At 69.8% G+C, this 13,519-nt stretch carries 13 protein-coding genes; 12 read left to right on the top strand and 1 reads right to left on the bottom strand.

What is annotated here, in order from left to right:
• Positions 1–147: 147 nt before the first annotated feature.
• The 3 genes from B2515_RS10665 to B2515_RS10655 are packed head-to-tail and all read left to right on the top strand — an operon-like array spanning position 148 to position 4,579.
• Entirely contained in the window at positions 148–2,664 is a 2,517-nt protein-coding gene (locus tag B2515_RS10665) for a penicillin-binding protein 1A (protein ID WP_293876190.1), read from the top strand.
• A gap of 56 nt (positions 2,665–2,720) precedes the next feature.
• Positions 2,721–3,848, top strand: coding sequence for a peptide chain release factor 2 (gene prfB, locus B2515_RS10660; RefSeq protein ID WP_293876189.1), 1,128 nt, complete (start codon positions 2,721–2,723; stop codon positions 3,846–3,848).
• Positions 3,845–4,579 (top strand): class I SAM-dependent methyltransferase, encoded by a 735-nt coding sequence (locus tag B2515_RS10655; protein ID WP_293876188.1) that lies wholly within the window; start codon positions 3,845–3,847, stop codon positions 4,577–4,579. Before prfB ends, B2515_RS10655 begins: the two co-directional genes overlap by 4 nt.
• A gap of 220 nt (positions 4,580–4,799) precedes the next feature.
• On the opposite strand, the gene B2515_RS10650 is transcribed toward B2515_RS10655, so the two are convergent.
• Positions 4,800–5,189: a JAB domain-containing protein gene (locus B2515_RS10650; RefSeq protein ID WP_293876187.1), complete on the bottom strand. Its 390-nt coding sequence runs from the start codon at positions 5,187–5,189 to the stop codon at positions 4,800–4,802.
• A 100-nt stretch (positions 5,190–5,289) separates the two neighbouring features.
• Between B2515_RS10650 and B2515_RS10645 the strand changes: the two genes are divergently transcribed.
• From B2515_RS10645 to B2515_RS10605, 9 genes are all read left to right on the top strand, one after another.
• Positions 5,290–6,084 carry a thymidylate synthase gene (locus B2515_RS10645; protein ID WP_293876186.1) on the top strand — a complete coding sequence of 265 codons (795 nt, stop codon included), beginning with the start codon at positions 5,290–5,292 and terminating at the stop codon, positions 6,082–6,084.
• Complete coding sequence (locus B2515_RS10640) at positions 6,081–6,569, top strand: dihydrofolate reductase (RefSeq protein WP_293876185.1); 489 nt, start codon at positions 6,081–6,083, stop codon at positions 6,567–6,569. Before B2515_RS10645 ends, B2515_RS10640 begins: the two co-directional genes overlap by 4 nt.
• 289 nt (positions 6,570–6,858) lie before the next feature.
• A complete protein-coding gene (locus B2515_RS10635) occupies positions 6,859–8,076 on the top strand; it encodes a dipeptidase (protein WP_293876184.1) in 1,218 nt (405 codons plus the stop codon).
• A gap of 10 nt (positions 8,077–8,086) precedes the next feature.
• Positions 8,087–9,010 carry a bifunctional riboflavin kinase/FAD synthetase gene (locus B2515_RS10630; RefSeq protein ID WP_293876183.1) on the top strand — a complete coding sequence of 308 codons (924 nt, stop codon included), beginning with the start codon at positions 8,087–8,089 and terminating at the stop codon, positions 9,008–9,010.
• A gap of 28 nt (positions 9,011–9,038) precedes the next feature.
• Positions 9,039–9,938: an NAD(P)-dependent oxidoreductase gene (locus B2515_RS10625; RefSeq protein WP_349676242.1), complete on the top strand. Its 900-nt coding sequence runs from the start codon at positions 9,039–9,041 to the stop codon at positions 9,936–9,938.
• Between the two features lie 68 nt (positions 9,939–10,006).
• Positions 10,007–10,456, top strand: coding sequence for a DUF4126 domain-containing protein (locus B2515_RS10620; protein ID WP_293876182.1), 450 nt, complete (start codon positions 10,007–10,009; stop codon positions 10,454–10,456).
• Between the two features lie 44 nt (positions 10,457–10,500).
• Positions 10,501–11,214, top strand: coding sequence for a phosphocholine cytidylyltransferase family protein (locus B2515_RS10615; protein WP_293876181.1), 714 nt, complete (start codon positions 10,501–10,503; stop codon positions 11,212–11,214).
• Positions 11,211–12,323 carry a hypothetical protein gene (locus B2515_RS10610; protein WP_293876180.1) on the top strand — a complete coding sequence of 371 codons (1,113 nt, stop codon included), beginning with the start codon at positions 11,211–11,213 and terminating at the stop codon, positions 12,321–12,323. Before B2515_RS10615 ends, B2515_RS10610 begins: the two co-directional genes overlap by 4 nt.
• A 47-nt stretch (positions 12,324–12,370) precedes the next feature.
• Positions 12,371–13,516 carry a CDP-alcohol phosphatidyltransferase family protein gene (locus B2515_RS10605; protein ID WP_293876179.1) on the top strand — a complete coding sequence of 382 codons (1,146 nt, stop codon included), beginning with the start codon at positions 12,371–12,373 and terminating at the stop codon, positions 13,514–13,516.
• The last annotated feature ends 3 nt before the right edge of the window (positions 13,517–13,519 follow it).

Below are 13,519 nucleotides of genomic sequence, written 5' to 3'. Positions count from 1 at the left end.
GACAGGTCACGGCTAAACGGCGAATGCAGGCTGGCATGCGACGGGCTGTAGGGGGCGCGGCTGAACGGGAGGTGAGTGCGCCAGGGTTCGTCGACGCCCCGAGGGTGGCAACCCGCCCCGAACCTGCTACACGCCGACCCCAGTATCATGGCGTCCGAAGCTCCCCGCACCTCCCGTTTCTCCGTATTCCGCGACAATGGCGGACTCCGCGGGTTCGCGCGCCGGTCGTGGGCGCGCTGGTGGGTGAAGGGGCTGGCGATCCTCGCCGGGCTGGCGCTGATCGGCTATGGCGTGCTGTGGGTGACGATCCTGCGCGGGCTGCCGTCGGTCGATCAGCTGCGCACCTACGAACCGCCGCTGCCGACCAACGTGCGCGGCATCGACGGCACGCCGATCCAGTCCTATGCCCGCGAACGCCGCGTCGAGCTGAGCTATGCGGAATATCCGCCGATGCTGGTCCGCGCCTTCCTGGCGGCGGAGGACAAGACGTTCTTCGAGCATCACGGCGTCGATTATCCCGGCCTCGCCGGTGCGGTGATCGACTATGCGCAGAAATTCGGCACCGGCCGCCGTGCCAAGGGCGGATCGACGATCACCCAGCAGGTGGTGAAGAACCTGCTCATCAACAACGAATATTCGCCGACGCGCAAGCTGAAGGAGGCGATCCTCGCCTATAAGATCGAGGATACGCTGACCAAGCCGCAGATCCTCGAACTCTACCTCAACCAGATCGCGCTCGGCCGCAACGCCTTCGGGGTCGAGGCGGCGAGCCACGCCTATTTCGACAAGGAGCTCGACGAACTCGATCTGGCGCAGCTCGCCTATCTGGCGATCCTGCCCAAGGGGCCGTCGAACTACGATCCCGTCCGCCATCCCGAACGCGCGATGGAGCGGCGCAACTACGTGCTCGGCGAGATGCTGCGCAACGGCTTCATCACCCGCGCGCAGCACGATGCGGCGGTCGGCGAGCCGCTCGGCACGATCCTGCGCCGGACGCCGAAGTTCGAGCGGGTCGGCGGCTATTTCGTCGAGGAGGTGCGCCGCCAGCTGATCGACAAGTTCGGCGAGACGGCGCGCGACGGACCCTATGGCGTCTATCAGGGCGGCCTGTGGGTGCGCAGCTCGCTCGACACGCGGTTGCAGGACCTCGCCGCCGAGGCGCTGCGCGACGGCCTGCTCCGCTACGATCGCGGGCGCGGCTGGTCGGGGCCGCTGCGCCACGTCGATCTGGGGGAGGACGGCGCGTGGTTGCAGCCGCTGCTCAACACCAACATCGGCCTCGATTATCGCGACTGGCGCGCGGGCATCGCGATCACGCGCGACGGCGATGCGTGGAGCATCGGCTTCGCCGACGGCAGGACCGGGACGCTGCCGCGCCGGGCGGCGCAGATGCCGGTGCGGGGCAAGGGCGGCACCAGCTTCGCCGCGATCAAGGCGGGCGATATCCTCGCGGTCGCGCCCGAAGGCGACGTCTATGCGCTGCGCTCGGTGCCGAGGATCTCCGGCGGCTTCGTCGTCGAGGAGCCGGCGACGGGACGCGTGCTGGCGATGCAGGGCGGCTTCGACAGCCGGCTGGCGGCGTTCAACCGCGCGACGCAGGCGCTGCGCCAGCCCGGATCGACGATCAAGCCGATCGTCTATTCCGCCGCGCTCGAGAACGGCATGACCCCGGCATCGATCATCGTCGACGGGCCGTTCTGCGTCTATCAGGGCGCGCGGCTGGGGCAGAAATGCTTCCGCAACTTCGGCAACATGCGCGCGGCGGGGCCGCACACGATGCGCTGGGGCATCGAACAGTCGCGCAACCTGATGACGGTCCGCGCCGCCGCGACCACCGGCATGCCCAGGGTCGTCGACACGATGAAGCGGATGGGGGTGGGCGATTACCAGCCCTATCTCGCCAATGCGCTGGGCGCCGGCGTCACCACGGTGACGCGCATGGTCAACGCCTATGCGACGCTCGCCAACCAGGGGCGCGCGCACAATCCGACGCTGATCGACTTCGTCCAGGACCGGCACGGCAAGGTGATCCTGCCCGAGAACTGGCGCGGCTGCGACGGGTGCAACGCGAAGGACTGGAACGGCCGGCAGATGCCGCGGCCGGGCGACCGCACCCGGCAGGTGATCGATGCGATGACGGCGTATCAGATGGTGCACATCACCGAAGGCGTGATCCAGCGCGGCACCGCGGTGGTGCTGCGCGATCTCGACCGGCCGATGTTCGGCAAGACCGGCACCACCACCGGTCCGACCGACGTCTGGTTCGTCGGCGGCACGCCGCAGTTCGTCGGCGGACTCTACGTCGGCTACGATACGCCGACCAACCTCGGCGGCTATGCGCAGGGCGGCACCTTCGCCGCGCCGATCTTCAAGGCGTTCGCGGTCAAGGCCTATGACGGGCTGGAGAAGCTGCCGTTCCGCGCGCCGCCGGGCATCCGCATGGTGCGGATCGATCGCGGCAGCGGCCGGCCGGTCTACGGCACCTTCCCGACCGACACCGATCCCAAGGCGGGCGTGATCTGGGAGGCGTTCAAGCCGCAGAGCGAGCCGCGCCGCGCGATCCGCCGCGGACCGGCCCCCGCCGCGACCGCGACGGTCGCAGCAAAGCGGGCGGAAACCCCGCGCGACAGCGATTTCTTGCAAAAGGAAGGCGGAATCTACTAGCGCCGCTTCCTATATAGGCGCTTTCCCGCCCAACCCGATCTTACCGGAGAGTTTCCATGCGCGCCGAAGCGCAATCCCACGTCGATAGCATCAAGGACGCGCTGGCGCTGCTCCGCCGGTTCCTCGACTGGGATCGCGCGCTCCGCCGTCTCGACGAGCTTAACGCGCGCGTCGAGGACCAGGCCCTGTGGAACGACCCCAAGGCCGCGCAGGAGGTGATGCGCGAACGCCGCCGGCTGGACGAGGCGGTGACCGCGACGCGCGCGATTCAGTCCGAGATGGACGACACCGTCGAGCTGATCGAGATGGCCGAGGCGGAGGGCGACACCGCGATGGAGCTGGAGGGCGTCGAGGCGCTCGCCGCGCTGGCGAAGCGCGCCGACCACGACAAGATCCAGGCGCTGCTGGCCGGCGAGGCCGATGCCAACGACACCTATATCGAGATCAACTCGGGCGCCGGCGGCACCGAGAGCCAGGACTGGGCGGGCATGCTGCAACGCATGTACACGCGCTGGGCCGAACGGCGCGGCATGAAGGTCGAGCTGATCGACTATCATGCCGGCGAACAGGCGGGGATCAAGTCGGCGACGTTGCTGGTCAAGGGCGAGAACGCCTATGGCTATGCCAAGACCGAGAGCGGCGTCCACCGGCTGGTGCGGATCAGCCCGTACGACAGCGCGGCGCGGCGGCACACGAGCTTTTCGAGCGTCTGGGTCTATCCGGTCATCGATGACGACATCCAGGTCGAATATAACGAGAGCGACCTGCGCATCGACACCTATCGCGCGTCCGGCGCGGGCGGGCAGCACATCAACACGACCGATTCGGCGGTGCGCATCACGCATATCCCGACCGGCATCGTCGTCCAGTGCCAGAACCAGCGCTCGCAGCACAAGAACAAGGCGGAGGCGTACAACCAGCTGCGCGCGCGCCTGTACGAGCGCGAATTGCAGATCCGCGAACAGGCGGCCAATGCCGAGAATGCGACCAAGACCGATATCGGCTGGGGGCATCAGATCCGTTCCTACGTGCTCCAGCCATATCAGCTGGTGAAGGACCTGCGCACCGGCACGACCTCGACCGCGCCCGGCGACGTGCTCGACGGCGAACTCGATCCGTTCATGGCGGCGGCGCTGTCGCAGCGCGTGACCGGCGAAAAGGTCGAGGTGGAGGACGTCGATTGACCCCCGGGCGGCGGACCCTGACCGGCGCGGCGGCGTGCGGGCTGTGCCTCGTGCTGATCGCGTGCGACGGGTCCAAGCCGCTCATCAAGCGTGACGAACGGCCGGCGCTCTTCCCCGCCGCCGACCGGCCGGTGGCGCATATCGTCTCGGCGCGCTGGTCGAACGAGGAAGCGCGCGACCGGCTGAACGAGGCGGCGGAGGTGATGGACCGGGCGGGGATCGCGCCCGGCATGACCGTCGCCGACATCGGCGCGGGCGAGGGCTATTACACGATCCGGCTGGCGCAGCGCGTCGGCGAGAACGGCCGGGTGCTGGCGGAGGATATCGTCGCCGGGGTGCGCGATGCGCTGGCCGAGCGCGTCGCGCGCGAGGATCTGGAGAACGTCTCGGTCCGGCTCGGCGCACCGGCCGATCCCAAGCTGCCCGCGGCGAGTTTCGACCGGGTGCTGATGGTCCACATGTACCACGAGATCGCGCAGCCCTATGAATTCCTGTGGCGGCTGCGCCCGGCGCTCAAGCCCGACGGGCTGGTCGTGGTGGTCGACGCCAATCGCCAGACGAAGAATCACGGCACGCCGCCGGCGCTGCTGCGCTGCGAGTTCGAGGCGGTCGGCTATCGTCAGGTGTCGATGACCGAGATGCCGTCGGCGGGCGGCTATGTCGCGACCTTCCGCGCCGTCGGCCCGCGGCCGGCGCCGGAAGCGATGAAGGCCTGCGTCCTGCGCGGCTAGGGCCGGTTTTCGGCACCGATCAATGCGCGTTCACAAGTAACGAGGTTGTTCGCGCGGAGGCGCGAGGGACGCCGAGGTGTCTCTTTTGCCGCGTCGGCGGTCCTCCCATTATCCGGGGAGATTGACAGGATTTCCCTGCCCCACGCGAGACGCCTCCGCGTCCCCCGCGCCTCTGCGCGAACAATCTTGCCGTCACGTCGCACCGGAACGGCGAGGCAGGTTACATCGCCCCGGCTTCGCGCAGGCTGGTGACGGTGTCGCCGGCGACGATCAGATGGTCCGCCACGACGATGTCGAGCGCTGCCGCGGTGCGGACCAGGGCGCGGGTGAAGGCGAGGTCGGCCGCGCTCGCACTGCCGTCCCCGCCGGGATGGTTGTGCGCGAGCACCAGCGCGGCGGCGCCGAGGCGGAGCGCTTCAGCGAAGATCGCGCGGAACGACGGGGCGACCTGCGTCGTGGTGCCGGCGAAGTCGGCGCGGCCCAACAACCTCCATTCCGGATCGAGATAGAGCACGACTGCGCGCTCCACCGGGGAGTTGCGCAGGTTCGCGAGCTGACCGGCGGCGGCGTGCGCGTCGGCGATCAGGGGCAAGGCGGGGGCGTCGGCCATGGCGCAAGCCTTGCCGCGGGCGCGGCCGCGCGCACCTGCGAGCGCATCCGTTTCGGTGCGACGCTTGGCGACTCGCGCGTCGCGCGGTAGGCCGCTGGTCATGCGCCAATATCTCGACCTCATGGACCGCGTGCTGACCAGTGGCGCGACGCAGATGGACCGGACCGGCACCGGCACCCTCTCCGTCTTCGGCGCGCAGATGCGCTTCGATCTCGCACAGGGCTTTCCGGTGCTCACCACCAAGAAACTGCACCTGCGCTCGATCATCATCGAGCTGCTGTGGTTCCTGCGCGGCGACACCAACGTCCGCTGGTTGCAGGACCAACGGGTGAGCATCTGGGACGAATGGGCTGACGATGAGGGCGATCTCGGGCCGGTCTACGGCAAGCAATGGCGCGACTGGGAGACGGCGGACGGGCGCCATATCGACCAGATCCGGGAGCTGATCGACCAAATCCGCACGCAGCCCGCCTCGCGCCGGCAGATCGTGTCGGCGTGGAACCCCGGCGACCTGCACGCGATGGCGCTGGCGCCGTGCCATTGCCTGTTCCAGACGCATGTCGCCAACGGCCGGCTGTCGCTGCAACTCTACCAGCGCTCGGCGGATATCTTCCTCGGCGTGCCGTTCAACATCGCGAGCTATGCGTTGCTGACGCACATGCTGGCGCAGCAATGCGGGCTGGAGGTCGGCGAGTTCGTCTGGACCGGCGGCGACTGCCATCTGTACGCCAACCATCTCGATCAGGCGCGGCTGCAGCTGACCCGCGCCCCGGGACCGCTGCCGCGGCTGGAGATCGTGCGGACGCCGCCGGCGATCGACGCCTATGCCTATGAGGATTTCGTGCTGCACGATTATGTTGCGCAGCCGCATATCAAGGCTCCGGTGGCGGTGTGATAAGCTTTCACCTCGCACGCGCCGACAATGGCGTGATCGGCCGCGATGGCGGACTGCCGTGGCGGTTGCCGGCGGACCTCAAGCGCTTCAAGGCGCAGACGATGGGCCGCCCCATGGTGATGGGCCGCAAGACGTTCGAGAGCTTTCCGGCACCGCTGCCGGGACGGCGGCACATCGTGCTGACGCGCGATGGCGGCTGGTCGGCCGCCGGCGCGGAAGTGGTGCATTCGGTCGAGCAGGCGCTGGCGAGCGCGGGCGACGACGTGGCGGTGATTGGTGGCGCGGAGGTGTTCGCATTGTTCCGCAACCGGGCGGACCGGGTGGAACTGACCGAGGTGCATTGCGACGCCGTCGGCGACGTGCGCATGCCGGGGTTCGACGGCTGGCACGAGGTGGCGCGCGCGGATCACGCCGCCGAGGGCGAGCGGCCGGCGTACAGTTTCGTGACGCTGGTGCGCGAAACCGTCCCTCACCCCGGCGCCTGAACGTCTGACCCATCCTCGTCGCCTCCGCGGCGAAGGGCGGGGTCCAGCTGCAAAAGCCGCTGCGCATCATCGCAGACGTTCACCCAACTGGGCCCCGGCCTCCGCCGGGGAGGCGGTTGGTTTCGGAGTGTCGAACACGCCCGGGAGGCGGACGCGGCCGGCACCCGCCCGAACTGTGTCGATCCATTGCAGGCCCGTCGCTTCGGGGCGGAATGGGTATCCTCTTCTGCCGCATTCCCGCATAACCAGCCCGGCGGGGCGTTCGACTCCGTGACGGGAGAGGGCGCTGATGGGCAGGTGGCTGGTCGCGGGCGGGGTGATCGTCGTGCTGGCGCTGCTCGGCTTCTTCGGGCTCGCGCCGGTGATCGTCGAACGTTCTATGAACCGGGTCGAGCCGGTGTCGGTTCGCATCACGCCGCAGGCGCGCGACCTGCACCGCCGGCTGTTCGTCGCCGACATGCATGCCGATACCCTGTTGTGGCAACGCGACCTGCTCGGTTCCGGCGCGCGAGGGCAGGTCGACCTGCCGCGGCTGGAGGCGGGCAATGTGGCGCTTCAGGTCTTCTCCTCGGTCACCAAGACGCCGAAACACCAGAATTACGACGCCAATGGCGCGGACAGCGACAATATCACGCTGCTGACGATCGCGCAGCGGCAGCCGCCGCGGACGTGGACCTCGCTGCTCGAACGTTCGCTGTGGCACGCGCGCAAGCTGACCCGCGCGATCGCCGGGTCGAACGGCCGGCTGCGGGCGGTGCGCAGTCCGGCGGATCTCGACCGGCTGCTGCGCGCGCGGGCGGACTGGACGCGCTGTTTCGGCGATGCCTGCCTGACCGGGCCGCCGGTGGGGGCGATGCTGTCGATCGAGGGGTTGCAGGATCTGGAGGGCGATATCCGCAACCTCGACCGGCTGTACGACGCCGGGTTCCGGATGGCGGGGATGGCGCATTTCTTCGACAATGAGGTCGCCGGATCGATGCATGGCCTCGCCAAACGCGGACTGACGCCGCTGGGGCGGCAGGTGATCGCACGGATGGAGGCGAGGGGCATGGTGGTCGACGTCGCGCATGCCAGCCACGCGGCGGTCGCCGATATCCTGCGCATCGCGCGGCGGCCGGTGGTGTCGAGCCATGGCGGCGTGCAGGCGACCTGCCGGGTCAACCGCAACCTGACCGACGACGAGATTCGCGGCATCGCCCGGACCGGCGGCGTCGTCGGCATCGGCTATTGGGAGGCGGCGGTGTGTTCGACCAGCCCGGCGGCGGTGGCGCGCGCAATCGCGCATGTCCGCGATCTGGTCGGCATCGCGCATGTCGGCCTCGGATCGGACTTCGACGGCGCGGTGACGACCGGGTTCGACGCCAGCCAGCTGGCGGGCGTGACGCAGGCGCTGCTCGATCGCGGCTTCACCGCGGACGAGATCGCGCGGGTGATGGGCGGCAACGTCCTGCGCCTGTTGCATGCCGGACTCGCACCCGCTGTTGCTCCGGGCGCGACCCAGCCCTAAGGCGCCGCGGATGGAGCGGCTGGACGGCGGCTCGGCGGTGCCGCCGCATCTGGCCGGCGGGATCGTCGCGCTCGGCAATTTCGATGGCTTTCACCTCGGGCACCAAGCGGTGGTCGGGCGCGCGGTGGCGCGCGCGCGCGCCGAGGGCCGGCCGGCGCTGGTCGCGACCTTCGATCCGCATCCGGTGCGCCATTTCCGCCCCGATGCGCCGCCGTTCCGGCTGACGACGCTCGACCAGCGGCAGCGGCTGTTCGCCGCGGCGGGGGTGGATGCGATGGTGGTGTTCCACTTCGACGGCGCGCTCGCGCGGCTGTCGGCGGAACGGTTTATCGCCGAACGCCTGCACGCCGACCTGCAGGTGGCGGGCGTGGTGACGGGGGAGGATTTTACCTTCGGCACCGCCAAGCGCGGCGACGTGCGGCTGCTCGCCGAACGCGGTGCGGCGCATGGCTTCGTCGCGGAGACGGTCGGGCCGGTGACGCTGGACGGCGAGCCGGTGTCGTCGACGCGCATCCGCGACGCGCTGCGGCATGGCGATCCCCGCGCCGCCGCCCGGCTGCTGACGCGGCCGTTCGCGGTCGAGGGCGTGGTTCAGCATGGCGACAAGCTCGGCCGGACGATCGGCTATCCCACCGCCAACATCGACATGGGCAAATATCTCCGCCCCGCTTACGGCATCTATGCGGTGACCGGCCGGCTGGCGGACGGGCGCGTGCTGAAGGGCGCGGCGAATCTGGGGATCCGTCCGACCTTCGACCCGCCCAAGGAGCTGCTCGAACCCTATTTCTTCGACTTCGCGGGCGACCTGTATGGCCAGCCGATCGAGGTCGCGCTGATCGACTATCTGCGGCCCGAGGCGAAGTTCGACAGCCTCGACGCGCTGACCGCCCAGATGGAGCGGGATTGTAACCGGGCGCGGGCGCTGCTGGCATAGAAATGCGGCGCCGCACGTTGAGCGCGGCATGATCCCCATTCTGTCCCCGTCACCGCTGCCCAAAACACTCGTCCCGAGCCTGCGCGACCATTACACATTGTACGTCGGTATGGACGAGGCACCGCTCGAGGCGGTGCGGGCGCTGGTCGGCGGCGGATCGATGACGGTGGATGCGGCGCTGCTCGACCGGCTGCCGCGGCTGGAGGTCGTGGCGGTGCATGGCGTCGGGCATGACGGCATCGACAAGGATGCACTGGCGGCGCGGGGTGTCGCACTGACGATCACCCGCGACGTGCTGACCGAGGATGTCGCCGATCTCGCGATCGGCCTGTGGCTGGCGGTGGAGCGGCGGATCGCCGCCAACGATCGCGCGGTGCGCGGCGGCGGCTGGTCGGTGCCGCTCGCGCGCCGGGCCACGGGGCGGCGGATCGGCATCTATGGCCTCGGCGCGATCGGCCGGGCGATCGCGATGCGTGCCGCGCCGTTCGCGGGCGAGCTCTGCTACAGCGCGCGGGCGGCGAAGCCCGACGTGCCGTGGCGGTTCGTCGCCGATCTCACCGCGCTGACAGCCGCGAGCGACGTGCTGTTCCTCGCCGCGGCGGCGGGAAGCGGGAACGAAGGCGCGGTCGATGCCGCGGTGCTGACGGCACTGGGTCCGGAAGGCGTGCTGGTCAACGTCGCACGCGGATCGCTGGTCGATCAGGCCGCCCTGATCGAGGCGCTGGCGACGGGCGGCATCGCCGGCGCCGGCCTCGATGTCTTCGCCGACGAACCGGAGGTGCCTGCGGGGCTGCATCGCGACACCGTCGTGCTGTCGCCGCATCAGGGATCGGCGACCGTCGCGGCGCGCGCGGCGATGGCGGCGCTGCTGGTCGCCAATCTCGACGCGCATTTCGCGGGCGAGGTCCCGCCGGGGCTGGTGCGCTGACCGCGATGCAACTTCGCGGGGGTGGCCGGGTTGTGGAGGAGATTCCTTTCACCGTCAGGACCTTCCTAATGATTCGTTCGATCCTCATCGGCCTGATCGCCGGCCAGCGCGCCATGACCCCGCTCTCGATCGTCGCGGGAGAATCTGCGAAGGGGCGCATCGGCGCCGACATGCCCGGTGCTGCGCTGCTATCGCACCCGATCGTGCGGGCGGGCGCGGTGACGCTCGCCGCAGCGGAGATGGCGGGCGACAAGATGAAGACCGCACCCGATCGCACGGTGATCGCCGGCCTCACCGCACGGTCGCTGACCTCCGCCTTCGCCGGGGCGGCGCTGGCGAAGCCCGGGCAGCGGCGGATGGGCGCGGCACTGGCGGTGGCGGCGGCGATCGCCAGCTCCTATGCCGGGCTGGCGCTGCGCAAGCGGGCGATGCAGCGCTTTGGGCAGACAGCCACCGGCTTCGTCGAGGATGCGGCGCTCGTCGCCGGCGGGCTGGCAGTGGCCAATATGCGCCGCTGACCGGCCCGGTTTCGCCGCCGCGCGCTTTGCTCTAGGGCGCGGGCATGCAAGCTGTCATCCTGAGCGCGGGCATCGGTTCGCGGTTGCTGCCACTGACCCGCGAAATCCCGAAATGCCTCGTCGAGGTCGGCGGGCGCAGCATCCTCGATCATCAGCTCGACGCGCTGCACGCGGCGGGGATCGAGCAGGCGGTGATCGTCGGCGGCTATCGCTACCGCCAGATCGGCGCTCATCTGGCGCGCGCCCGGCCGCCGTTGCCGGTGCGGCTGCTATTCAACCCCTTCTGGTCGGTGGCGAGCAGCATCGGCAGCGTGTGGATGGCGCGCGACCTGCTGGATGCGCCCTTCTGCCTGATGAATGGCGACACCGTCTTCGCCTCCGACCTGATTTCCGCCGCGGTGCGCGCACCGGGGGAGGGGGTGGGGCTGCTGGTCGAACCGCTGCGCGCCGCGGCGCCCGACGATATGCTGGTGACCGTTGCGAACCGGCAGGTGTGTGCCGTCGCCAAGGACCTGCCGCTCGACGTGGCGACGCACCGGTCGCTGGGGGTGATCGTGTCGCACGGCGGCGATGCCTATGCCCGCGCGCTGGAAAGCGTGATCGCGCACCCGGGTGGGCTCGACGCCTTCCACCATGCGATCATCGCCGACCTCGCCACTTATGCGCCGGTGCGCGCGATCGTCGCGGGCGAGGGGGCGTGGCAGGAGATCGACCAGCCCGAGGATATCGCCGCCTGGGCGGGCCGGCACGGCGGATGACGACCGACGTCGCGTTTCTGTTCCTGGGCGAGACGCTGCTGATCCCGCACCTGTTCCCGGTGATGGAGGCGCTGGTCGCGGCGGAGCCGGCGCTGCGGGTCGATGCCTGGGTGGCGACATCGATGCATGAGGCGCTGATCCGCAGCTGGCTCGGCGAGGAGCCGCGGGTGCGCATCCGCCGCGCGCCGGGGTATCGCGATCTCGGCGCGTGGGAGGCGGGGCGCAACCCGCCGCTGCCCGCGAAGTTGCCGCTGCTCGCCCGGCTCGCGCCGCGGCTGCTGGCCACGCGGGTGGTGGTATCGGCGGAACAGACCAGCCTGTGGATTCCCGCGTTGTTGCCGACACGGGCGCGCTTCGTGAACATCCTGCACGGCGCGGGATCGATGATGAATCGCAACGATCGCCGGCGCAAGGCGGCGGCGCTGACCATCGTCGCGGCGGAGCGCGAGCGGCAGGCGCTGGCGGCGCATGGTGTCGATCCCGCCGGAATCGCGGTGACCGGCTATATCAAGGCGGGGTTTCGCCAGCGCACGCATGCGTCGCTGGCGTTCGCGCACGACCGGCCGACCATCCTCTATGCGCCGCACTGGCAACGGCACCGTTCGTCGTGGTGGGACTGGGGCGACGCGGCGATCGGCGCCATCCTCGCGAGCGGGCGCTACAATCTGATCTTCGCGCCGCACCAGCGGCTGGTCGAGAAGGCGCCGGACGTGCGTGCCTTTGCGGCGACGCTGGCCGGGCGTGGCGACGTGCATGTCGACCTCGACAGCTTCGCGATGGTCGACGGCAGCTACACCGCTGCTGCCGACATCTATCTGGGCGACACGTCGAGCCAGGTCGTCGAATTCCTGATGCGGCCGCGGCCGTGCGTGTTCCTCGACCCGCGCGGCGTCGTCTGGGCGGGCGATCCGAGCTACGACATGTGGACCGCAGGCGAGGTGGTGACCGATCTCGCCATGTTGCCCGACGCGCTCGACCGCGCGGGGGCGGGCCATGCCGCCTTCCTGCCGGCGCAGCGGACCTTCGCTGTCGACTCGCTCGGCGATACCGACGGGGCCGCGCCGCGTCGTGCCGCCGCGGCGGTTGCGCGCATCCTCGCCACCGCCTGACGGCTGGCGACTATCCCAAGGGCGTGCGGACCGCTATCGGGCTGGACATGGCCGCAACACCCTCCTCGCCACAATCGCCCCCGCCGCAACCCGTCGTGATTCCCGTCGGCAGCAACCCGACGCCGATCTGGGGGATGAGCGCCGCAGAGCGGCTGCGGCGGATGGCGGTGGCGCGCAAGCTGCCACTGGCGGGGGATGCCGACGCGGCGGGCGCGCTGCTCGCCAACCTCGCCTTCGCCTTCGATCCGGCGTGGCTGCCGCACCTGCTCGCGCGGCCGGGAACGGTGTTGACGCGCGAGGGCGTGCCGGTGCTGGCGCATGTCGTGACCGCCGCGGATCGCACCCGTGTCGCCGCGGCGATGGAGGCGGATCGCCCGTTCGATCCCGGCACGCTGACCGTGATCGCGGCGGAGGCGGAGGAGGGCATCTTCAACGAGGCGCTGCGCAAGCGTGAGAAACCGTTCGCCGAGCGGCTGGTCCCCGCCAGCGTCCCCGCGATCGAGCGGGCGAGCTATACCGGCGCCTACAAGGGCGTCACCGATCTGCTCACCAAATATCTGTGGCCGGAATGGGCGTTGTGGATCACCCGCCTGTGCGCGCGGGCGGGCATTTCACCCAATCAGGTGACCGCGATCGGTTCGGTGCTGTGCATCGTTGCCACGGTCGCCTTCTGGTACGGCTGGTTCTGGAGCGGGCTGGCGATCGGGCTGGTGTTCATGGTGCTCGACACGGTCGATGGAAAGCTGGCGCGCTGCACGATCACCTCGTCGGCGCTCGGCAATGCGTGGGACCACGGCGTCGACCTGATCCATCCGCCGTTCTGGTGGTGGGCCTGGGCGGTGGGATGCACCGCTTATGGCCATCCGTTAAGCGATGCCACCTTCGTCGCGGTGATCGCGGCGATGCTGTTCGGCTATGTCGCGCAGCGGCTGATCGAGGGGGCGTTCATCGCCCGTTTCGGCATGCACATCCATGTCTGGGAGCGCTTCGACAGCCGGTTCCGGCTGGTCACCGCGCGCCGCAATCCGAACATGGTGATCCTGTTCGCCGGCCTGCTGGTAACGCGACCCGATTGGGGCATCGTCGCGGTCGCGGTCTGGACGATGGCGTCGCTGGTGGTACATCTGGTGCGGCTGTTCCAGGCGATGGCCGTCGCTGCCCCTGGCAAGAGGATCGTCAGCTGGCTGGCATGACGC

The organism is Sphingomonas sp. UBA978 (assembly GCF_002292295.1).
In the GTDB taxonomy this organism is placed as follows: Bacteria; Pseudomonadota; Alphaproteobacteria; order Sphingomonadales; family Sphingomonadaceae; genus Sphingomonas.
This window is presented reverse-complemented; position numbering and strand designations above follow the sequence as displayed.

Excerpts from the sequence above, each read along its gene's own strand:
- B2515_RS10665 (WP_293876190.1), top strand. The coding sequence starts at position 148 with ATGGCGTCCGAAGCTCCCCGCACCTCCCGTTTCTCCGTATTCCGCGAC.
- prfB (WP_293876189.1), top strand. The coding sequence starts at position 2,721 with ATGCGCGCCGAAGCGCAATCCCACGTCGATAGCATCAAGGACGCGCTG.
- B2515_RS10650 (WP_293876187.1), bottom strand. The coding sequence starts at position 5,189 with ATGGCCGACGCCCCCGCCTTGCCCCTGATCGCCGACGCGCACGCCGCC.
- B2515_RS10645 (WP_293876186.1), top strand. The coding sequence starts at position 5,290 with ATGCGCCAATATCTCGACCTCATGGACCGCGTGCTGACCAGTGGCGCG.
- B2515_RS10635 (WP_293876184.1), top strand. The coding sequence starts at position 6,859 with ATGGGCAGGTGGCTGGTCGCGGGCGGGGTGATCGTCGTGCTGGCGCTG.
- B2515_RS10630 (WP_293876183.1), top strand. The coding sequence starts at position 8,087 with ATGGAGCGGCTGGACGGCGGCTCGGCGGTGCCGCCGCATCTGGCCGGC.
- B2515_RS10625 (WP_349676242.1), top strand. The coding sequence starts at position 9,039 with ATGATCCCCATTCTGTCCCCGTCACCGCTGCCCAAAACACTCGTCCCG.
- B2515_RS10620 (WP_293876182.1), top strand. The coding sequence starts at position 10,007 with ATGATTCGTTCGATCCTCATCGGCCTGATCGCCGGCCAGCGCGCCATG.
- B2515_RS10615 (WP_293876181.1), top strand. The coding sequence starts at position 10,501 with ATGCAAGCTGTCATCCTGAGCGCGGGCATCGGTTCGCGGTTGCTGCCA.
- B2515_RS10610 (WP_293876180.1), top strand. The coding sequence starts at position 11,211 with ATGACGACCGACGTCGCGTTTCTGTTCCTGGGCGAGACGCTGCTGATC.
- B2515_RS10605 (WP_293876179.1), top strand. The coding sequence starts at position 12,371 with ATGGCCGCAACACCCTCCTCGCCACAATCGCCCCCGCCGCAACCCGTC.